Origin of the sequence: Microbacterium forte, assembly GCF_031885415.1 — a bacterium.
GTDB classification, from domain to species: Bacteria; Actinomycetota; Actinomycetes; order Actinomycetales; family Microbacteriaceae; genus Microbacterium; species Microbacterium forte.
This window is the reverse complement of sequence record NZ_CP116871.1, coordinates 2,599,967-2,617,831: the sequence shown is the minus strand read 5'-3', so window position 1 is coordinate 2,617,831 and position 17,865 is coordinate 2,599,967. Positions and strand designations below refer to the sequence as shown.

Below are 17,865 nucleotides of genomic sequence, written 5' to 3'. Positions count from 1 at the left end.
GCGCAGTGCAGGAACCAGAGCCTCGGCACTCCCCCTCGTCGATCGAGCTGCTCCTCGACCCGGATGCGGAGACTGCCGTCCGTTGCGAGTGGGATGCCCTCGCCGCACGAGGGCTCTCGAGCCTCGCGGGGCACACATCCGCGAGCAACCGCCCTCACGTCACGCTGGTCGCACGCATCGGCCTGTCGAAAGTGGACCTGGGGTGTCTGGCAGACATCGCATCGTTCCCCCTGACACTGGGGGCGCCCCTGCTCTTCGGCAGCGGCGAGCGTCGCGTGCTGGCCCGGAGCGTCGTTCCCAGTGCGGAACTGCTGGACCTCCGCGAGAGTATCCTCGCCGCCGTCGGGCCTGGAGATGATGCCCCGCACACCGCGCCGGGCGAGTGGATGCCGCATGTCGCGCTCGCCCGCAGATTGCGGGTCCCGGGCCTCGCGGCGGCGCTCGACCTGATCGGCGGCGACATCCACGGTCACGCACATGCGGTGCGGCGCTGGGACCCCGACGTCGCCGCCGTCACTACCCTCGCGGAGCTACGGCTCTAGCGGGCACGCGTTCCGAGGACGGAAGCGGTCTAGCAGCCGCCGACATGTCGGGGCGCGAGGCACCGGCATCCGCGGGAATGCTCCTGGTCTCCCCTGCGCGGACGCCGGAGGACCTCACTCGACGAGGAGCGCGGGCTCCTCGAGAACCGATGCCACGTCGGCGATGAAGCGGCTCATGCCGTCGCCGTCGATCACGCGGTGGTCGAACGAACCGGCGACCGTGGTGACCCAGCGGGGGCGCACCTCGCCGTCGACGACCCACGGCTTCTGGCTGATCGTGCCCATCGCCACGATGCCCGCCTCGCCGGGGTTGATGATCGGCGTGCCGGCATCCATCCCGAAGACGCCGATGTTGGTGATCGTGATCGTGCCGCCCTGCTGGTCGGCCGGGCTCGTCTTGCCCTCGCGGGCGGTGAGCGTGAGCCGGTTCAGCGCGCGGGCGAGGTCCTTCATGCTGAGATCCTGCGCGTCCTTGATGTTCGGCACGAGCAGACCGCGAGGCGTGGCCGCGGCGATGCCGAGGTTCACGTAGTGGCGCACGGCGATCTCGGCGCCGCCCTCGGTCTCGATCCAGGCGGCGTTGACCATCGGCGTGCGACGCGCAGCCCAGATCACGGCACGGGCCATGATCAGCAGCGGGGAGACGCGGATGTCGGCGTAGTCGGGCGACGCCTTGAGACGCTTGACGAGTTCCATCGTGCGGCTCGCGTCGATCTCCTTCCACACCGTCACGTGCGGGGCGGAGTACGCGCTCTGCACCATCGCCGACGAGGTCGCCTTGCGCACTCCCTTGACCGGGATCGACTCGGTGCGATCATCGCTCCGGCCCGAGGCGGATGCCGGGGCCGGCGACAGCCCGCGGGCGAGACCCGACGGGGTGCTCTGCGGCGCGGGCACGGTCTCCTCGCGCACGGCACCCCACTCGGGCGTCTCGATGTTGCGGAAGACGCTGGCCTGCTGTGCGTGGGTCATCACGTCGTCCCGGGTGACCTCGCCGTCGGCGCCGGTGGGCGTGACGGTCGTGAGGTCGACGCCCAGGTCGCGAGCGAGCTTGCGGATCGGCGGCTTCGCGATCACACCGACCGACGAGCGGACGGGGCGCTCGGCCGGTCGCTTGCGACGCGAGGTCGCACCGCCGCCCGTGCCGTAGCCGACGAGCACCGAGCCGCCACCCTCTTCGGGCGCGGGAGCCTCGGCCGTGGCGATCACGCCCGGACCGGCATCGTCACGGGCATCCGTCACGAAGGTGATGATCGGCGAGCCGACCTCGACCGTCGCGCCCTCTGCGGCGAGCAGCTCACCGACGACGCCGGCGTGCGGCGAGGGCAGCTCGACGAGCGACTTGGCCGTCTCGATCTCGCAGATCACGTCGTTGATGGCGACGGTGTCACCGGGCGCGACCTTCCACGCCACGATCTCGGCCTCGGTCAGGCCCTCGCCCACATCGGGGAGGTTGAAGTTCTGCGTGCTCATGTGCGGTCCTTTCGGAACGGCGAGATCGGGGTGAGATCAGTAGGCGAGGGAGCGGTCGACGGCCTCGAGGATGCGGTCGGCATCCGGAAGGTAGGTGCCCTCGAGCTTCGCGGGCGGGAACGGGGTGTCGTACCCCGAGACCCGCAGCACCGGGGCCTCGAGTGCATAGAAGGCACGCTCCATGACCGTGGCCGCGATCTCGCTGCCGATGCTGACGAAGCCCTGCGCCTCCTGGGCATAGACCATGCGTCCGGTCTTGCGCACCGAGCTCAGGATCGGCTCGTAGTCCACCGGCGACAGCGAACGCACATCGACGACCTCGCAGCTGGTGCCCTCGGCCTCGGCGAGCGCGGCCGCCTGCAGCAGGGTCGTCACCATCGCGCCGTGTCCGACGAGCGTCACGTCCGAGCCGGTGCGCACGACGCGAGACGAGTGCAGCGGGGCGGCCGAGGCGTCGAGCTCGACCTCGCCCTTCTGCCAGTAGCGGCTCTTGGGCTCCATGAAGATGACCGGGTCGTTCGACGCGATGGCCTCCTGGATCATCCAGTACGCGTCGTTCGGCGTCGAGGGCGAGACCACCCGCAGTCCGGGAGTGTGCGCGAAGTACGCCTCCGGGCTCTCCTGGTGGTGCTCGACGGCACCGATGTGTCCGCCGTAGGGGATGCGGATCACGATCGGCAGACTCAGCTTGCCCTCGTGCCGGTTGGTGAGCTTGGCGAGCTGCGTCGTGATCTGGTCGAACGCGGGGAACACGAATCCGTCGAACTGGATCTCGATCACCGGGCGGAACCCGGTCATCGCGAGCCCGATCGCCGTTCCGACGATCCCCGACTCGGCGAGCGGCGTGTCGAGCACGCGCTTGTCGCCGAAGTCGCGCTGCAGGTGCTCGGTCACGCGGAAGACGCCGCCGAGCTTTCCGATGTCCTCGCCCATGAGCAGGACTCTGGAGTCGTCTTCCATGGCCCGGCGCAGGCCCGAGTTGAGGGCCTTGCTGAGGGGCATCGTCTCGAGGGTCACTTGCTGTCTCCTTCGAACGATGCCTCGTACTGCCTGTGCCAGGCCTTCTCCTCCGCGATGAGCGGATGCGGGTCGCTGTACACATGGTCGAAGATCAGGTCTGCGGTGGGCGACCCGAGTTCGACGCTGCGAGAACGCAGGTCTTCGGCGGCGTCTGCCGCCTCGGCATCCACATCGGTGAAGAACTGCCCGGCCGCTCCCCTGTTCTCCAGGAACGCGCGCATGCGATCGATCGGGTCGCGCTGCGCCCATGACTGCTCTTCGTCGGAGCCGCGGTACTTCGTGGGGTCGTCACTGGTGGTGTGCGCGCCGAGACGGTAGGTGACCGCCTCGATCGCACGGGGACCCCCACCGCTGCGGGCCTCGTCGAGGGCGACTCGCGAGACGGCGTAGCTGGCGAGCACGTCGTTGCCGTCGACGCGCACGCTGGGGATGCCGTAGCCGGCGCTGCGCTCGACGAGCGGCACCCGCGACTGCGTCGACACGGGCACGGAGATCGCCCAGTGGTTGTTCTGCAGGAAGAACACGGTGGGCGCCTGGTAGCTCGCCGCGAAGACCATCGCCTCGTGCACGTCGCCCTGGCTCGATGCCCCGTCGCCGTAGTAGACGATGACCGCTTCATCCTTGTCGAGGTCGCCGGTGCCGGATCGCCCGTCGAAGTTGAGCCCCATGGCGAATCCGGCGGCGTGCAGCACCTGCGAGCCGAGAACGAGAGTGTAGAGACGGGTGTTGCCATTCTTCGGGTCGGTCGGGTCCCAGCCGCCATGCGAGACGCCGCGCATGAGCTTGATGATGTCGACGGGGTCGACTCCGCGGATCCGCGTCACGGCGTGTTCGCGATACGACGGGAAGATGGTGTCCTGCGCGCGGGCGGCGCGGGCGGAACCGACCTGAGCGGCCTCCTGCCCACGGCTCGGCGGCCACAGGGCGAGCTGCCCCTGACGCTGCAGGTTGGTCGCCTGGGTGTCGATCGCGCGGATGACCACCATGTCGCGGTAGAACTGCTCGAGCTCGGCGTCGCTGATCGCCTCGATCAGGGACAGGTATTGCTCGGCAGCCGGACTCGGCGTGAAGCGGCCGTCCTGATCCAGGACGCGTACGAGTTCAGTCTCTGGCAAGGTCACGGTGCCACGCTACCGCCGTGCGCATGCTCGGGCACGCATACCTAGGACGTCCTCGCATCTGCCGGGAAACCGGAGAACAGGGCGCCCCGAGCCCGTCAGAGCTGCGTCGCGGCGACCTCGAGAACGCGATCGACCGATGCTTCTTCGCCGACCGAGATGCGGATGCCGTCGCCCGGGAAAGGGCGCACGATGAGGTCGGCCGAGACGAACGCCGCGGCGACGTCGACGGTGCGCTCGCCGGTGGGCAGCCAGATAAAATTGGCCTGACTGTCGGGCACGTCCCAGCCCTGCGTGCGGAGGCCTTCGACCAGACGGGTGCGGCGCTCGACGATCACCGCGACGCGCTCGAGCAGCTCGGACTCGGCATCGAGGCTGGCGATCGCGGCGTTCTCGGCCGCCGACGTCACCGAGAGCGGGATGCCGGTGGTGCGCGCGGCGTCGAGCACCTTCTCGTTGCCGATCGCGTAGCCGATGCGCAGGCCCGCGAGACCGTAGGCCTTCGAGAAGGTGCGCAGCACCACGACGTTCGGATGCCGTTCGAAGACGCGCTCTGCGAGGCCGTCGACCGCGCCCGGCGCGGTCACGAACTCGGCGTAGGCCTCGTCGAGGATGATCAGCACGTCGGTGGGGACGCGCTCGACGAACGTCGCGAAGTCGTCGCTCGTGATGATCGGCCCGGTCGGGTTGTTCGGGGTGCACAGGATGACCGCGCGGGTGCGCTCGGTCACCGCATCGGCCATCGCGTCGAGGTCGTGGCGCGAGTCGGCGGTCAGAGGCACCTGCACTCCGGTCGCACCGGCGACGAGCGGCAGGCTCGGGTAGGCCTCGAACGAGCGCCACGCGTAGACGACCTCGTCGCCGACCGAAGAGGTGGCGAGGATCAGCTGGTGGAGGATCGAGACGCTGCCCGCGGCGACGTGCACCTGCTCGGGAGCGACCGCGTAGCGGACGCCCAGCCGCTCGCGCAGCCGACCGGCGGTGGCATCCGGGTAGCGGTTGATCGGCGTCGTGTGCTGCAGCGCCGCGGCGACGGAGGGAAGCGGCTCGAACGGGTTCTCGTTGCTCGAGAGCTTGTAGGCGTCGGGGCCCGCCTGCTTGCCCTGTCGGTACGGCGCCAGGGCGGCGATGGCGGGGCGGATGCGCGGCAGGATCGGGTCGGTCACAAGGATGAGTCTAGATTCTGCGCCTTCCCGGTGCCGCAGGCGACCGATAGCGGTCGAGAGATTGGCGAGTGTCTTCGTGCACCTCGCATGGAAGACTGGGATGACTATGCGCTTCATCATCCGAGTCGTCGTCAACGCGTTCGCCCTGTGGGTCGTGACGCTGATCCCCGCCCTGCAGGTGCAGATCACGGCGTTCGCGCCGGGCGAGACCCTGCAGCTCGTGCTTACCCTGCTCGCGGTCGCCGCGATCTTCGCGCTCGTGAACACCTTCATCGGCACGGTGGTGAAGATCGTCGCGTTCCCCCTGTACATCCTCACCCTCGGTCTCATCGGGTTCGTGATCAACGGGTTCCTGCTGTGGCTCACCGCCTGGATCACGAGCAGCTTCGACTGGGGTCTCACGGTCGGCAGCTTCTGGTGGGGCGTGCTCGCCGCGCTCATCATCTCGCTGATCAACGGCGTCTTCGGCTTCATCCTGCGCCCGCAGAGCAAGAAGCAGCGCCGCGACTGACGGAGAGACCCGCGCATCCCCGGCGCGTCCCTCATTCGATGCGCTCGGCCTGATACTCGGTGCGCTCGATCACCTCGGCCGCGTCGAGCTCTCTCCAGAACTCGTCCACCGCGTCCATCCGGGGATCGCTCAGGTCGTCTGCGAACCTCGCGGTGTCTCTGTACGTCTCCAGGTGATGCGCGTCGACCACGAGGTCATCGAGCGTGTCATTCGGGTTCGCCTCCGTCGAGATGGTGACGCTGCCGTCCGACCCTGTGCCCTCGGGTGACCCTCCGCCGGCCAGCGCCGAGACCGGGTCGTTCGTGTGACGCAGCTGGATGATGGTCTGATCGTCGTCGAGGGTCGGCTCGACCGGGCTCCCCGCGGTGATCTGCATCTGCACATCGAACTCGCTCTCCATCGCGAGGTGCGCGGCGACCATCCCCGATTGCGAGTGAGCCACGACGTCGACCTCGTCTGCCGGCTCGGCACCCGCAGCTTTGAGCGCGTCGAGGGTCGACTGATACGACGCCGATCGCTGCCCGGTGTAGAGCTGGAGGTTGGACTTCGAGTCCCACGGCTCCTTTCCTCCCCACCCGACGCTCTGCGTTCCCTCCAGATAGGCGACGAACTTCGTCGTGCCGTCGGCGAAGGAGTACTTCTCGACGGCGACCTGCGCCCCCGCGGTGGTCGGCATGCGCCCGAAGGCTCCCGCCAGGCCCGACGGCGCACCGGTGGGTGACGACGTCTTGACCGGCGAGACCGAGACGGGGTCGGCCTTGCCCCGCAGAGTCTCGCCGGGGAGCACCTTGCCCAAGCCCGACACCACCCCCACCATCGCCACGGTCCTGAACACCTCGTCATACAGCGCGGGTGTCACGAGGTTGCCGGTCAGTCCCTCGAAGCGCTCGGCGCGCCACTGGGCGATCACCTCATCGGCCGTCGCCCGGATGCGGTCATCCGACGCCGCGAGCCGATCTGCACGGCGCAACAGCCGCTGCGCCGTGCTCGGATCGGTCTGCGCGAGCATCTCGGCCTCGGCTCGCAGCTCGACGTACTCGTAGGCATCGGCCATGAGCAGGGTGGAGCTGGCGGTCTCCCGGCACTCGGAGTGCAGGCGAGACACATGCTGACCCGACGCCCACAGCCCGACCGTGTCGACGTGCGCGCTCAAGCCCGGAGTGTCGACGATGATCCGATGCGCCCGCATGATCGCGGAGTGCGCATCGTCATAGCGGCAGGCGACGGCATCCACGCGTCGAGCGACGTCGCGCAGCGCGTCGGGGTCGACCGAGATCGCTCCGCCGTGATCGATGGTCAGCCCGCTCACGAGGCGTCGATCCGCTCAGCCTCGGATTCGCGGCTGCGCATCTCGGACGCCTCGACACGAGCGCCCTGTCGAAGCTCGTCGAGCGAGCGCTGCATCGCGCGCACTCCGTCGGAGTGCCAGTCGGTGTCGGAGGCGAGGACGGCGAGCGACGCGCGCACGTCGTCGAGCGCCTCGACGGCGGTGCGGAGGGCTGCCAGGGTCTGCGCCCTCGCCCAGGCGGTCTCGCCCGCGCCGGTCTGCGTGAGTGCAAAGGAGTACATGCGCCCAGCATCCGCCATGGCCCGCCGAGTCCGAGATCGGAGTCGCCCGGATCGGCGGAGACCGTGGGGGGATCGCTCGACCCCTGCGGTGGTGCAGAACGGGTGCACCACGCCCGGCCGGGATACCCGGCATCGCACGATCGGCCTTCGACGGGCAGAATAGGACGGTGACATCCCCGGATCCCTTCCGCGTGATCTTCGTGTGCACGGGGAACATCTGCCGCTCTCCGATGGCAGAGGTGGTGTTCCGCGATCTCGCGGAGCGGCAGGGACTCGGCTCGCGGATCGTGTCGCGCAGCGCCGGAACGGGTGACTGGCATCTCGGCGAACGGGCCGATCATCGCACGCTCGATTCCCTCGCCCGCCGTGGCTACGACGGCTCGCAGCATCGCGCGAAGCAGTTCACCTTCGCCTCCTTCTCGGAGAACGATCTGGTCGTCGCCCTCGACCGCACGCACGAGCGCATCCTGCGTGAGTGGGCGCACGATGAGGACGAAGAGGGCAAAGTCACCCTGCTGCTCGCCTTCGACCCCGATGCCCGGAGTCAGGATGTGCCCGACCCCTACTACGCCGGCGCCGAGATGTTCGATTCGGTGCTCGGTATGATTGAGACCGCGACTCGCGGGCTGTTCCGCCAGCTCGAGCCGGCTCTTCGCCAGCCCCGCACGCCCCGCACTCCCGGGGCCCGATCAGGAGGACTCCCCTGACTTTCCAGCCTTCGCTCCCGCCCCAGCCCCTGAGCCCCCTCGACGGTCGCTATCGCGGCGCCGTCACCGGCCTCGCCGACTTCCTCTCGGAGGCGGGTCTGAACCGCGCCAGGGTCGAGGTCGAGGTGGAGTGGCTGATCGCGCTCACCGACCGCTCGCTCTTCGAGACTAGCCCGCTGTCGGATGCCGACAAAGAGCGGCTGCGCGCCCTCTACCGCGACTTCGGACAGGCCGAGATCGACTGGCTCGCCGAGAAGGAAGCCGTCACCCAGCACGACGTCAAGGCGATCGAGTACCTGGTGCGCGATCGCCTGAGCGCGCTCGGCCTCGACAGCATCGCCGAGCTCACGCACTTCGCCTGCACGAGTGAGGACATCAACTCCGCCTCGTACGCGCTCACCGTGAAGCGCGCGGTCGAAGAGGTCTGGCTCCCCGCGCTCGACGTCGTGATCGCCAAGCTGCGTGAACTGGCCGCCGAGCACGCGGATGCCGCGATGCTCTCCCGCACCCACGGACAGCCGGCCACCCCGTCGACCATGGGCAAGGAGATCGCCGTCTTCGCGTGGCGTCTCGAGCGCGTGCGCGCGCAGATCGCGGCATCCGACTACCTCGCCAAGTTCTCGGGCGCGACCGGCACCTGGTCTGCGCACCTCGCGGCCGACCCCGACGCCGACTGGCCCACCATCTCGCGTGAGTACATCGAGGGTCTCGGTCTCGGCTTCAACCTGCTGACCACGCAGATCGAGTCGCACGACTGGCAGGTCGAGCTCTACGACCGGGTGCGTCACGCCGGCGGGATCCTGCACAACCTCGCGACCGACATCTGGACCTACATCTCGCTCGGCTACTTCGCACAGATCCCCGTCGCCGGTGCGACCGGCTCGTCGACGATGCCGCACAAGATCAACCCGATCCGGTTCGAGAACGCCGAGGCGAACCTCGAGATCTCGGGTGCTCTGCTCGCATCGCTCGGTCAGACCCTCGTCACGAGCCGCCTGCAGCGCGACCTCACCGACTCGACGACGCAGCGCAACATCGGCGTCGCCTTCGGTCACTCGCTGCTCGCGATCGACAACCTGCGCCGCGGACTGAACGCGATCTCGCTCTCGCGCGACGTGCTGCTCGCCGACCTCGACGTGAACTGGGAGGTTCTCGCAGAGGCCATCCAGACCGTCATCCGCGCAGAGGTCGTCGCCGGTCGCTCGTCGATCACCGACCCCTACGCTCTGCTCAAGGAGCTGACCCGAGGACACCGCGTCGGCGCTGCAGAGCTGGCGGAGTTCGTCGACGGGCTCGAGATCGGGGATGCGGCGAAGCAGCGTCTGCTCGCACTCACCCCCGCGTCGTACACCGGCATCGCCGAGCAGCTCGCGAAGTAACCCGCCGAACGCTACGGGCGCGGCGGCGTCATCCGCCGCACCGTGCATGGTCGAAAACGCACCGCATAGTCGGCGCGTGGTCAAAAACGCATCGCAATCGGACGATTCGGACGCTTTATTGACCACGCATCGGGCGGGCCACGCATCAGCCCGGGGCTATTCCGGTCGGGTCGGAGAAACCCGCGATCATCATGTCAGGAGGAGGACGACGTGCGGTCCGGCTTGTCGGAGTCGGGTTCGTCTGACGACTCAGGGTCGAAGAGCACGGGACGGTCGACCGTCTTGGCGACGTCGGCGGGGTCGACCACGAGGATCAGCATCGCCAGGAACAGCAGCGTGACGATGAACGCCCCGCCGCCCACCACGAGACCGAGCGCGATCGGAGTGAGACCGTCGTAGGTGCCGCTGGCGATCGCGTTGTTGACGCGGGCGGTGAACGCTCCCGTCGACACGAGCGTCACCACGGCGGCGAAGATTCCGCAGCCGAGAGCGATTCCCAGCAGGTGCAGAGGGCGCAGGATGTCGCGCCGGGTGGGCTTCTCGTCGCTCATCGCTCTCCTCCGTGCCCGGCGGGGGCGGGGTCGTTCTCGGTCGTGCGACCCTCGGCGACAGCATCCGCTCGCTTCGGGGTGAGACCGGCGATGCCGAGGAAGACGGCGACGATCGCCGCATATCCGCCGAACATGCCGACGCCGAGGATGACGCCGGTGAGTTGGAACGCACCGGCTCCGTCGATCTCGTACGGCTGCACGAAGCCGGCCGGGATCGCGATCAGCAGCACGGCCAAGAGCAGCCCGAACGCGCCGAGGGTGATCGAGTCGCGTGCGTTCGCCTCGCCGGCTCTGCGCGCACGCAGCCCGACGACGAGTTCGAGGATGCCGGTCGTCACCGACCAGGCGATGACGACGACGAAGAAGACGTCTTCGGTTCGCCATGCGGGCACACCGGCCGTCATGCCGGCGACGAAGCTCAGCAGCGCGAAGACGACGGACGGCCAGCGCTGGCCGGCCGGATAGACGAGCCACGTGGCGACGATCATCACGAGGCCGGTCGTGAGCACGAACCCGCTGAAGACGGAGAGACCGACGGCCGCCGAGTGATCGGGCGAGAAGGTGATCATCACGGCTGCGGCGGCGGCGAAGAGCGCGCGCAGCAGCTGAACGTGACGCACGGTGAACGCGCGGGCAGGGGCAGACATGAAGATCGAGAATCCTCCGGGGGTGTTCCCCCCAGTCTACGCGGGGGCGCTGAGTGGGCGCCGCCACCGGAGAGGTGTTCGCGGGGCCCGATGGATCTCCCCAGATCGATCACCAGGCCCCGCGACAGAACGCAGCGACGGGGGCGACACTGCGTTGTGGACCGAGACGCCGTGAGGTCGGGTACCCTGCTCACGATTACTCAGCCCAGTAGACCCCAGAAATAGCACCTCGTCCCCTACGCGATGCTGGTGTGGTCGTAAGCTCACTCTAGAACGCGATTCTTCACATACCGGAGGGGGTGCTGTGATGAGCATGGAAAGTGGCATTCGCCGATATGCCGATGTATTCGCGGCGTCCTTCCGAGACGCGATCAATGCACGTGGATTGACCCTCGCCCGGCTGCACGAGCAGTTGCGCGCTCGCGGCAACAGCGTGTCGATGGCGACGCTCAGCTACTGGCGCTCCGGAGCACGCCGCCCGGAAGGTGCCCAGTCGATGGCCGCCCTCGGCGACATCGAGCAGCTTCTGCACCTCGAGCCCGGCTCGCTCACCGCGCTGCTCGGCACGACGAACCGCACCGGCCCCCTCGGCCCCAATCTGTTCCCCCTCGACGAGCGGGAACTCGAGGAGGCCGTCAAAGAGGCGTTCGCCGCCCTCGGCGCCGAATACCCCGACACGTCACGCGAACTCACGACGCACTCCGTGACGGACGTGGATGCCGCCGGCAACGTGTCGTACTCCATCACCCGCAGCATCGTGCAGTCGACCGTCGGGACGGTCGTGTCGATCCCGTTCCTGGAGATGACGCCGGGCATCAGCACGCCAGCCCCCTTCATCGAGGCTGTGGCCGGGGGACGCATCTCCGCGCGCTACTCGCATCCGAACGGCGAGGTGCACGGCGTCCTGTTCGAGCTCGACGTGCCACTGACCGCGCCGAGCACCGCGATGGTGGAGTGGTCGGTCGCCTACCCGCCCGACTATCCGCCGCAGCGGGAGACGGGTCACGCCGTCGCCCGGCAGTGCCGAGAGCTGCTGGTGTGGACGCGGTTCCACCCCGACGCACTCCCCGACCGCATCGAGGAGCGCGTCGAGACCCCGGACGGCTCGAAGCTCACCGAACTGTCTCTGGAGGGCCGCACGTCCGTGCACCAGGTGCGACGCGCGTTCGGCCCGGGGCTTCTCGGCGTCGCCTGGAGCTACGCGGACGACGCTGATCCCCGGAACCTGACCGCCGACGCCTGACCGCCGACACCTGACCGCCGGCGCCTGACCCCGCGCGCCCGACCCCGGCGCCTGACCGCTCAGCCGGGCTGATCGCCGACCGCGACCGGGCGCCCCGGCGTGTTCGACCACTGGCTCCACGAGCCGGGGAAGACCTTCGCCTCGATACCGATCTCGTCGAGCACCAGAGCGGTATGCGCCGCAGTGATGCCCGAGCCGCAGTACGCCGCGACAGGGGTGCCCTCGGTCACGCCGACGGCCGCGAAGGTCGCCTGGAGGGTGTGCATGTCGAGGATCCGGCCCTCGGCGTCGAGATGAGCGACCATCGGCACGTTGAGCGCTCCGGGGATGTGTCCGGCGACGGGATCGAGAGGCTCGTGCTCTCCGCGATAGCGATCGGGCGCGCGCACGTCGAGGAGCACACCAGAGTCGGCGAACGAGGCGGCCTCGTCGACCGAGATCGCGTCGCCGCCGATCTCGTCGAGGACCACATCACCCGGCTCCGCCTGCACGTCATCGTCTGCGACCGGGAGGCCCGCGGACGTCCAGGCGCGGATGCCTCCGTCGAGCACGCGCACATCGACTCCGCCCTGGCGCAGCAGCCACCAGGCGCGCGATGCGCTGAGTCCCTTCGCGTCGTCGTACGCGACGACGATGTCGCCCTGGTTGACGCCCCATCGGCGCGCAGCATCCTGAAGCGTCTGAGTGGAGGGCAGCGGATGACGGCCCTCAGACGGCTCTCCGTGCGTGGCCAGCTCGGTCGCGAGCGGCACGAAGACCGCCCCGGGGATGTGCCCTGATAGATAGTCGGCATGGCCGTCCGGCCGGTCGAGTCGCCACCGCACGTCGATCAGACGAAGGGGCGCCTCGGACCTCAGCAGTTCGTCCAGTTCGGCGGCGCTCACGAAATTGCTCATGAGGCGAGGCTATCGATCGGCCTTTCGAATCACGCACCTTGCTGTATTCCGTCGTCATATCGGGCTGTTCTCACGATTCGGAACGGGGGTGCGCACGGCGCTAGGCTCGAGCCGGCCCGTCGAGAAAGGACAGCATGTCCACTCGACTCCGCTTCATGAGCCTGCGTCGGCAGGAGATCGCCCTCATCGCCGTCACCGCGGTATGGGGCAGCACGTTCCTGCTCGTGCACTGGGCGATGCAGCACTCGGGGCCGTGGTTCTTCGTCGGCATCCGGTTCCTGATCGCCGGTCTGATCAGCGTCGTCATCTTCCGCCGGGCGCTGCGAGGCATGCGCTGGCGCGACATCGGCGCCGGCGTCGCGATCGGCGTGATGATCTACCTCGGATACGGGCTGCAGACCGTCGGGCTGCAGACCATCGACTCGAGCACGTCGGCGTTCATCACAGCCATGTACATCCCGCTCGTGCCGCTCGCGCAGTGGGCCGTGTTCCGCAAGCGCCCGCCCGCTATGGCCTTCGTGGGCGCCGCTCTCGCGTTCCTCGGCCTGCTGTTCATCGCAGGCCCCGACGCCTTCGCGCTCACCCTCGGATCCGGTGAGATCCTGACGCTCGTCAGCACGTTGCCGATCGCGGCCGAGATCATCCTGATCAGCGTCTTCGCCGGGAGGATCGACCTCGGCCGGATCACGATCGTCCAGCTCCTCACCGCGGGCGCACTCGGCATTCTGACCATGCCCGTCGTCGGCGAGGGCTTGCCGGAGTTCTCCTGGATCTGGGTCGGCTGCGCGGTCGGGCTCGGGGCGGCGAGCTGCATCATCCAGCTCACGATGAACTGGGCCCAGAAGTCCGTCTCGCCGACCCGCGCCACGATCATCTACGCGGGCGAGCCGGTCTGGGCCGCCGTGATCGGGCGCATCGCCGGCGAGCGCCTGCCCCTCGCCGCGCTGATCGGCGGCGCGCTCGTCGTGCTCGGCATCCTGGCCAGTGAGCTCACGCCCGTGCGGCGCCGCCCGAACGAGTAGTCACTCACGGGAATATCGGCGACGTCGGCGCGTTGCACCCGACATGATTGAAACTTCAACCGTCGTTCCGGTCGCCACCGAGCGGACGCGCGTGCGCGTGCCGATGCGCTTCGCCGACGGATTCTCGACCACGGCGGATGTCGTCACCTTCGACGGTCTGATCGACGGCCGCGAGCACCTGCTGCTCGGGCTCGGAGACTGGAGCGCGGCCATGGAGCGGGCGGCCGACGGCGGCGACGCACCCCTCGTGCGCCCGCACAGCGAATGCCTGACCGGAGACGTGTTCGGCTCGGAGCGCTGCGACTGCGGCCCTCAGCTGCGGGAGGCGGTCGAGCGCATCGCCGACGAGGGCGGGTTCCTTCTCTACCTGCGCCAGGAGGGGCGGGGCATCGGTCTCTACGCCAAGCTCGATGCGTACGCGCTGCAGGATGCAGGGCTCGACACCTATGAGGCGAACGTGGCTCTCGGTCGCGGCGAGGACGAACGCGACTACACGATCGCCGCGCAGATGCTGCAGGCGGTCGGCGTCGACGGCATCCGCCTGCTGAGCAACAACCCCGACAAGGCTGCGCAGCTCGAGGCGCTCGGCATCCGCGTCACCGAGCAGGTGCGCACCGGCGTGCACCTCTCGGACGCGAACCACCGCTACCTCGAGGCCAAGCGCGATCACACCTCGCACACGCTCGACCTCTCCGCCGCGTGATGGCGGCGGCCGTGAGGGAGGCAGGCACGATGAGCGATCGGCGACTCGACGACGACGAGATGCAGACGTGGCTGCCGACCATCCGGTTCGTCCAGCTGCTGCCGCAGGTGCTCGACCGCACTCTGAAGGCCGAGACCGGACTCAAGCACTCGCACTACGCGATCCTCGTGACGCTGGCAGGTCAGTTAGACCGCGCGATCCCCATGACCGAGCTCGCCCAGATCGCCGGACTCAGCCGCTCGCGCCTCAGCCACGCGATCGACTCGCTCGAGCATCTCGGCTGGGTGACGCGCACCTCATGCAGCACCGACAAGCGCACGCTGACGGCAGCGCTGACGGATGCCGGTCGCGAGCTGCTCCGTGCGGCGGCGCCCGTTCATGTGGCGCAGATCCGCGAGCTGATCCTCGATCCCCTGACCGCCGACGAGCGGGAGCAGCTCGGCACGATCCTCACGAAGCTGCTGCCCGGCGTCGCCGCCGCGCTCTGAAGGCGACGCCGGTCAGCGTTCCCGGTACTGCCAGAACCTCCCTCCACAGCGCGAGGGCGCGTACCGTCGAAGACATGGACACCCGCAGCGAGGTGCGCGAATTCCTCTCATCGAGGCGCGACCGCATCACCCCCGACCAGGCCGGCCTGCCCGCATACGGTGGCAACCGCCGCGTTCCGGGGCTCCGCCGAGAAGAGGTGTCGCTGCTCGCCGGCGTCAGCGTCGACTACTACACGCGACTCGAGCGGGGCGATCTGTCCGGCGTCTCCGACAGCGTGCTCGACGCGCTCGCCCGCGCCCTGCAGCTCGACGAGGCCGAGACGGCGCACCTGTTCGACCTCGCGCGCGCGGCGAATGCGTCGCCGGTCGCCCGCACGCCTCGCAAGAAGGTCGAGACGCTGCGCCCCAGCATCCCGCGCCTGCTCGATGCGATGACCGAGGCGCCGGCGATCGTGCGCAACAACTACTTCGACTACCTGGCCGCCAATGCGCTCGGCCGCGCTCTCTACTCGCCGCTCTTCACGACTCCGGTGCCGAACAGCGCGCGATTCGCGTTCCTCGATCCGGCCGCCCAGGAGTTCTACCCCGAGTGGGAGCGCAACACTCAGGAGCTCGTCGCCGCGATGCGCGGCGAAGCCGGACGAAACCCCTACGACCGCAAGCTCACCGATCTCGTGGGAGAGCTGTCGACGCGCAGCGAGCGCTTCCGCACCCTGTGGGCCGCGCACAACGTGCGCTTCCATCGCAGCGGCGTCAAGCGCATCAACCACCCGGTCGTGGGCGAGATGGAGCTGACCTACGAGGCGTTCGAGCTGCCCGCCGACGCCGGGCTGCAGATGTCGACGTACACGGCAGAGCCGGGAACAGCATCGGCCGACAAGCTGCGGATGCTGGCGAGCTGGGCGGCGACGGACGCGGCCGTCGCCGAGCCCGAGACCGTGTCGCCGGAGCGCACCGAGGCCTGAGCGCGACGGTTCTGCTCTGAGCAGAACCGCTCGAACCCGCGCATGACGGCGGCATATCGTGAGGCATGGCCGACCTCGTCCCGTTCTCCCGTGCACCTCGTCCTTCCCGCCCTCGCCCCAGCGAGCCCGAGCCCCTGTGGCGACAGATGCTCGGCGACCAGCTGCGGCGGCGACGACATGACCGCGACGAGACGCTGACCGAGACGGCCGAGAATGCCGGAGTGTCGCCGCAGTACCTCTCGGAGGTCGAACGCGGACTCAAAGAACCGTCGAGTGAGATGATCGCGGCGATCGCCGGCGCCCTCGACACCTCACTGATCGAGCTGACGAGCGCCGTGGCCGACGAGCTGCGTCAGGTGACGGCCGCTCCGGCATCCGCTGCCGTCTCGGCCGCACGCGGGGCCTTCGCCCTCGCCGCTTGAGCCATCGCGGGATCCCCGGCCGGGGTCTTCGGGCCGGGGCGTCGGCCAGATCTTCGGCCCCGGCCCGTGTCCTTGGCCCGTCTGCAGGACCACGGCACGTCTGCAGGAACAGATCGGCAGAATCACCCCGCATCCGTGCTTCGATCCTGCAGACGGCCGGGCATCGGGTCAGACGGCCCACTCCCCCAAGACGGTGTCGATCAGCCCGTAGTCGAGAGCGGCGGATGCCGTGAAGACACGATCCCGGTCGGTGTCGGCGCGCAGCTCGCTCAGCGAGCGCCCACTGTGCCTGGCGAGGATCGCCTCCATGTCTGCCCGCACGCGCACGACCTCGTCGGCCGCGAGGATGAGGTCGGGAATGGCCCCCCGCGACTGGCCCGCTGGCTGATGCAGCACGATGCGGGCATGGGTGAGCGCGGCCCGCTGACCCGGCGCTCCGGCGGCGACGAGAAGTGCAGCGGGTCCGATCGCCTGCCCGACGCAGGTCGTCGCGACGGAGGGGCGGATGTGCTGCATCGTGTCGTAGATCGCCAGCGCCGCCCCCGGGTCGCCGCCTTCACTGTTGATGTAGAACTGCACGCCCGCGTCCTGACTGTCGGCGTCGAGGTGCAGCAGCTGCGCGATGAGGGCGTTCGCCACTCCCGCGTCGATGCCGGTGCCGAGATAGATGACCCGTTCGGCGAGAAGATGCGAGTAGACGTCCATCACGCGTTCGCCGCGCGGATGCTGCGCGATGACGTTCGGGATCGTGTAGCCGCTCATGCGCTCGCCCCCAGCCCGACGCGGGCCCGGCGACGGGGCATGAGGTCGGCGAGCGAGTCGAGGACCTCATCGATGAACCCGTAGTCCTTCGCCTGCTCTGCGGTGTACCAGCGGTCGTGCAGCGAGTCCTCGAAGATGCGATCCACGGGCTGCCCGGTGTCGGCGGCGATCAGCCCGAGCACCGTGTCGCGCATGTGCCGCAGGTCGTCTGCCTGGGTCTCGAGCTCGCCCGCCGACCCGCCGATGCCGGCGGAACCCTGATGCATGAGGATGCGCGCGTGGGGCAGCGCCCTGCGCTTGCCCTTCGCGCCCGCCGAGAGCAGGAACTGCCCGGCGCTGCACGCGAGTCCGAGCGCGAGGGTCGACACGTCGTTCGGCACCAGCGTCATGAGGTCGCGGATCGCGAGCATCGACGGCACGGAGCCGCCGGGCGAGTGGATCCACAGGGCGATGTCGGTCGTCGGATCCTCGGCCGAGAGGGTGAGCAGCTGCGTCATCAGCAGCGTGCCGTTGTCGTCGTCGAGGGCGCCGTCGAGCACGAGCACGCGCTCGTGGAACAGCGCCCGTCTGGCCTCGGGTCCGAAGTGCGGGATGGGGGTCTCTTCGCTCATGGCCTCAGCATCCGCCGTGTCGAGTCCGTTCGGAACCGAATCCGCCCTCGGCAGATCCGCCGGAGGCAGA

At 69.0% G+C, this 17,865-nt stretch carries 21 protein-coding genes; 10 read left to right on the top strand and 11 right to left on the bottom strand.

The window, feature by feature from the left end:
• Positions 1-5: 5 nt before the first annotated feature.
• Positions 6-542 (top strand): 2'-5' RNA ligase family protein, encoded by a 537-nt coding sequence (locus tag OB895_RS12635; RefSeq protein WP_311877891.1) that lies wholly within the window; start codon positions 6-8, stop codon positions 540-542.
• 114 nt (positions 543-656) lie between these two features.
• Here OB895_RS12635 and OB895_RS12630 read toward each other — a convergent pair whose 3' ends face one another.
• From OB895_RS12630 to OB895_RS12615, 4 genes are all read right to left on the bottom strand, one after another.
• Complete coding sequence (locus OB895_RS12630; protein ID WP_042540499.1) at positions 657-2,015, bottom strand: dihydrolipoamide acetyltransferase family protein; 1,359 nt, start codon at positions 2,013-2,015, stop codon at positions 657-659.
• 36 nt (positions 2,016-2,051) lie between these two features.
• Positions 2,052-3,017, bottom strand: coding sequence for an alpha-ketoacid dehydrogenase subunit beta (locus OB895_RS12625; RefSeq protein WP_079114087.1), 966 nt, complete (start codon positions 3,015-3,017; stop codon positions 2,052-2,054).
• An 11-nt stretch (positions 3,018-3,028) separates the two neighbouring features.
• The gene (locus tag OB895_RS12620) at positions 3,029-4,156 is read right to left on the bottom strand and encodes a thiamine pyrophosphate-dependent dehydrogenase E1 component subunit alpha (protein ID WP_079113788.1); all 1,128 of its coding nucleotides are present in this window, start codon (positions 4,154-4,156) and stop codon (positions 3,029-3,031) included.
• 95 nt (positions 4,157-4,251) lie between these two features.
• Positions 4,252-5,319, bottom strand: coding sequence for a histidinol-phosphate transaminase (locus OB895_RS12615; protein WP_079113789.1), 1,068 nt, complete (start codon positions 5,317-5,319; stop codon positions 4,252-4,254).
• 106 nt (positions 5,320-5,425) lie between these two features.
• Here OB895_RS12615 and OB895_RS12610 point away from each other — a divergent pair, with 106 nt between their 5' ends.
• Complete coding sequence (locus tag OB895_RS12610) at positions 5,426-5,830, top strand: phage holin family protein (protein ID WP_042540493.1); 405 nt, start codon at positions 5,426-5,428, stop codon at positions 5,828-5,830.
• A gap of 31 nt (positions 5,831-5,861) precedes the next feature.
• Here the strand turns inward: OB895_RS12610 and OB895_RS12605 are convergent, their stop codons facing one another.
• Positions 5,862-7,139 (bottom strand): hypothetical protein, encoded by a 1,278-nt coding sequence (locus tag OB895_RS12605; RefSeq protein WP_079113790.1) that lies wholly within the window; start codon positions 7,137-7,139, stop codon positions 5,862-5,864.
• Positions 7,136-7,399, bottom strand: coding sequence for a hypothetical protein (locus OB895_RS12600; protein ID WP_079113791.1), 264 nt, complete (start codon positions 7,397-7,399; stop codon positions 7,136-7,138). The genes OB895_RS12605 and OB895_RS12600 overlap by 4 nt, the downstream gene beginning before the upstream one ends.
• 230 nt (positions 7,400-7,629) lie before the next feature.
• Between OB895_RS12600 and OB895_RS12595 the strand changes: the two genes are divergently transcribed.
• Together OB895_RS12595 and purB are read left to right on the top strand one after the other, a co-directional pair.
• The gene (locus OB895_RS12595) at positions 7,630-8,106 is read left to right on the top strand and encodes a low molecular weight protein-tyrosine-phosphatase (protein WP_231567515.1); all 477 of its coding nucleotides are present in this window, start codon (positions 7,630-7,632) and stop codon (positions 8,104-8,106) included.
• Entirely contained in the window at positions 8,103-9,485 is a 1,383-nt protein-coding gene (gene purB / locus OB895_RS12590; RefSeq protein WP_079113792.1) for an adenylosuccinate lyase, read from the top strand. The genes OB895_RS12595 and purB overlap by 4 nt, the downstream gene beginning before the upstream one ends.
• A 194-nt stretch (positions 9,486-9,679) precedes the next feature.
• Here purB and OB895_RS12585 read toward each other — a convergent pair whose 3' ends face one another.
• Together OB895_RS12585 and OB895_RS12580 are read right to left on the bottom strand one after the other, a co-directional pair.
• Positions 9,680-10,036: a hypothetical protein gene (locus OB895_RS12585; RefSeq protein ID WP_042540483.1), complete on the bottom strand. Its 357-nt coding sequence runs from the start codon at positions 10,034-10,036 to the stop codon at positions 9,680-9,682.
• Positions 10,033-10,683 (bottom strand): acyl-CoA synthetase, encoded by a 651-nt coding sequence (locus OB895_RS12580; protein ID WP_079113793.1) that lies wholly within the window; start codon positions 10,681-10,683, stop codon positions 10,033-10,035. Before OB895_RS12580 ends, OB895_RS12585 begins: the two co-directional genes overlap by 4 nt.
• A gap of 307 nt (positions 10,684-10,990) precedes the next feature.
• Between OB895_RS12580 and OB895_RS12575 the strand changes: the two genes are divergently transcribed.
• A complete protein-coding gene (locus OB895_RS12575; protein ID WP_042540479.1) occupies positions 10,991-11,926 on the top strand; it encodes a hypothetical protein in 936 nt (311 codons plus the stop codon).
• A gap of 59 nt (positions 11,927-11,985) precedes the next feature.
• On the opposite strand, the gene OB895_RS12570 is transcribed toward OB895_RS12575, so the two are convergent.
• The gene (locus OB895_RS12570) at positions 11,986-12,822 is read right to left on the bottom strand and encodes a sulfurtransferase (RefSeq protein ID WP_079113794.1); all 837 of its coding nucleotides are present in this window, start codon (positions 12,820-12,822) and stop codon (positions 11,986-11,988) included.
• Between the two features lie 134 nt (positions 12,823-12,956).
• Here OB895_RS12570 and OB895_RS12565 point away from each other — a divergent pair, with 134 nt between their 5' ends.
• The 5 genes from OB895_RS12565 to OB895_RS12545 all read left to right on the top strand — a co-directional run bounded on the left by OB895_RS12565 (position 12,957) and on the right by OB895_RS12545 (position 16,422).
• Positions 12,957-13,844: a DMT family transporter gene (locus tag OB895_RS12565; RefSeq protein ID WP_311877886.1), complete on the top strand. Its 888-nt coding sequence runs from the start codon at positions 12,957-12,959 to the stop codon at positions 13,842-13,844.
• Positions 13,845-13,887: 43 nt separating this feature from the next.
• Positions 13,888-14,547: a GTP cyclohydrolase II gene (locus OB895_RS12560; RefSeq protein WP_079113795.1), complete on the top strand. Its 660-nt coding sequence runs from the start codon at positions 13,888-13,890 to the stop codon at positions 14,545-14,547.
• 29 nt (positions 14,548-14,576) lie between these two features.
• On the top strand, positions 14,577-15,035 hold the full coding sequence (locus OB895_RS12555) for a MarR family winged helix-turn-helix transcriptional regulator (protein ID WP_079114088.1): 459 nt from the start codon (positions 14,577-14,579) through the stop codon (positions 15,033-15,035).
• Positions 15,036-15,109: 74 nt separating this feature from the next.
• A complete protein-coding gene (locus OB895_RS12550) occupies positions 15,110-16,000 on the top strand; it encodes a helix-turn-helix transcriptional regulator (RefSeq protein WP_311877883.1) in 891 nt (296 codons plus the stop codon).
• A 65-nt stretch (positions 16,001-16,065) separates the two neighbouring features.
• Positions 16,066-16,422, top strand: a complete 357-nt coding sequence (locus tag OB895_RS12545; RefSeq protein ID WP_079113797.1) for a helix-turn-helix domain-containing protein — start codon at positions 16,066-16,068, stop codon at positions 16,420-16,422.
• A 168-nt stretch (positions 16,423-16,590) separates the two neighbouring features.
• Here the strand turns inward: OB895_RS12545 and OB895_RS12540 are convergent, their stop codons facing one another.
• Complete coding sequence (locus OB895_RS12540; protein WP_079113798.1) at positions 16,591-17,184, bottom strand: ClpP family protease; 594 nt, start codon at positions 17,182-17,184, stop codon at positions 16,591-16,593.
• Positions 17,181-17,795, bottom strand: a complete 615-nt coding sequence (locus OB895_RS12535; RefSeq protein WP_042540545.1) for a ClpP family protease — start codon at positions 17,793-17,795, stop codon at positions 17,181-17,183. The genes OB895_RS12540 and OB895_RS12535 overlap by 4 nt, the downstream gene beginning before the upstream one ends.
• Between the last annotated feature and the right edge of the window lie 70 nt (positions 17,796-17,865).

Excerpts from the sequence above, each read along its gene's own strand:
- OB895_RS12630 (WP_042540499.1), bottom strand. The coding sequence starts at position 2,015 with ATGAGCACGCAGAACTTCAACCTCCCCGATGTGGGCGAGGGCCTGACC.
- OB895_RS12625 (WP_079114087.1), bottom strand. The coding sequence starts at position 3,017 with ATGCCCCTCAGCAAGGCCCTCAACTCGGGCCTGCGCCGGGCCATGGAA.
- OB895_RS12610 (WP_042540493.1), top strand. The coding sequence starts at position 5,426 with ATGCGCTTCATCATCCGAGTCGTCGTCAACGCGTTCGCCCTGTGGGTC.
- OB895_RS12600 (WP_079113791.1), bottom strand. The coding sequence starts at position 7,399 with ATGTACTCCTTTGCACTCACGCAGACCGGCGCGGGCGAGACCGCCTGG.
- OB895_RS12595 (WP_231567515.1), top strand. The coding sequence starts at position 7,630 with ATGGCAGAGGTGGTGTTCCGCGATCTCGCGGAGCGGCAGGGACTCGGC.
- OB895_RS12585 (WP_042540483.1), bottom strand. The coding sequence starts at position 10,036 with ATGAGCGACGAGAAGCCCACCCGGCGCGACATCCTGCGCCCTCTGCAC.
- OB895_RS12580 (WP_079113793.1), bottom strand. The coding sequence starts at position 10,683 with ATGTCTGCCCCTGCCCGCGCGTTCACCGTGCGTCACGTTCAGCTGCTG.
- OB895_RS12575 (WP_042540479.1), top strand. The coding sequence starts at position 10,991 with ATGAGCATGGAAAGTGGCATTCGCCGATATGCCGATGTATTCGCGGCG.
- OB895_RS12570 (WP_079113794.1), bottom strand. The coding sequence starts at position 12,822 with ATGAGCAATTTCGTGAGCGCCGCCGAACTGGACGAACTGCTGAGGTCC.
- OB895_RS12565 (WP_311877886.1), top strand. The coding sequence starts at position 12,957 with ATGTCCACTCGACTCCGCTTCATGAGCCTGCGTCGGCAGGAGATCGCC.
- OB895_RS12560 (WP_079113795.1), top strand. The coding sequence starts at position 13,888 with ATGATTGAAACTTCAACCGTCGTTCCGGTCGCCACCGAGCGGACGCGC.
- OB895_RS12555 (WP_079114088.1), top strand. The coding sequence starts at position 14,577 with ATGAGCGATCGGCGACTCGACGACGACGAGATGCAGACGTGGCTGCCG.
- OB895_RS12550 (WP_311877883.1), top strand. The coding sequence starts at position 15,110 with ATGGACACCCGCAGCGAGGTGCGCGAATTCCTCTCATCGAGGCGCGAC.
- OB895_RS12545 (WP_079113797.1), top strand. The coding sequence starts at position 16,066 with ATGGCCGACCTCGTCCCGTTCTCCCGTGCACCTCGTCCTTCCCGCCCT.
- OB895_RS12540 (WP_079113798.1), bottom strand. The coding sequence starts at position 17,184 with ATGAGCGGCTACACGATCCCGAACGTCATCGCGCAGCATCCGCGCGGC.
- OB895_RS12535 (WP_042540545.1), bottom strand. The coding sequence starts at position 17,795 with ATGAGCGAAGAGACCCCCATCCCGCACTTCGGACCCGAGGCCAGACGG.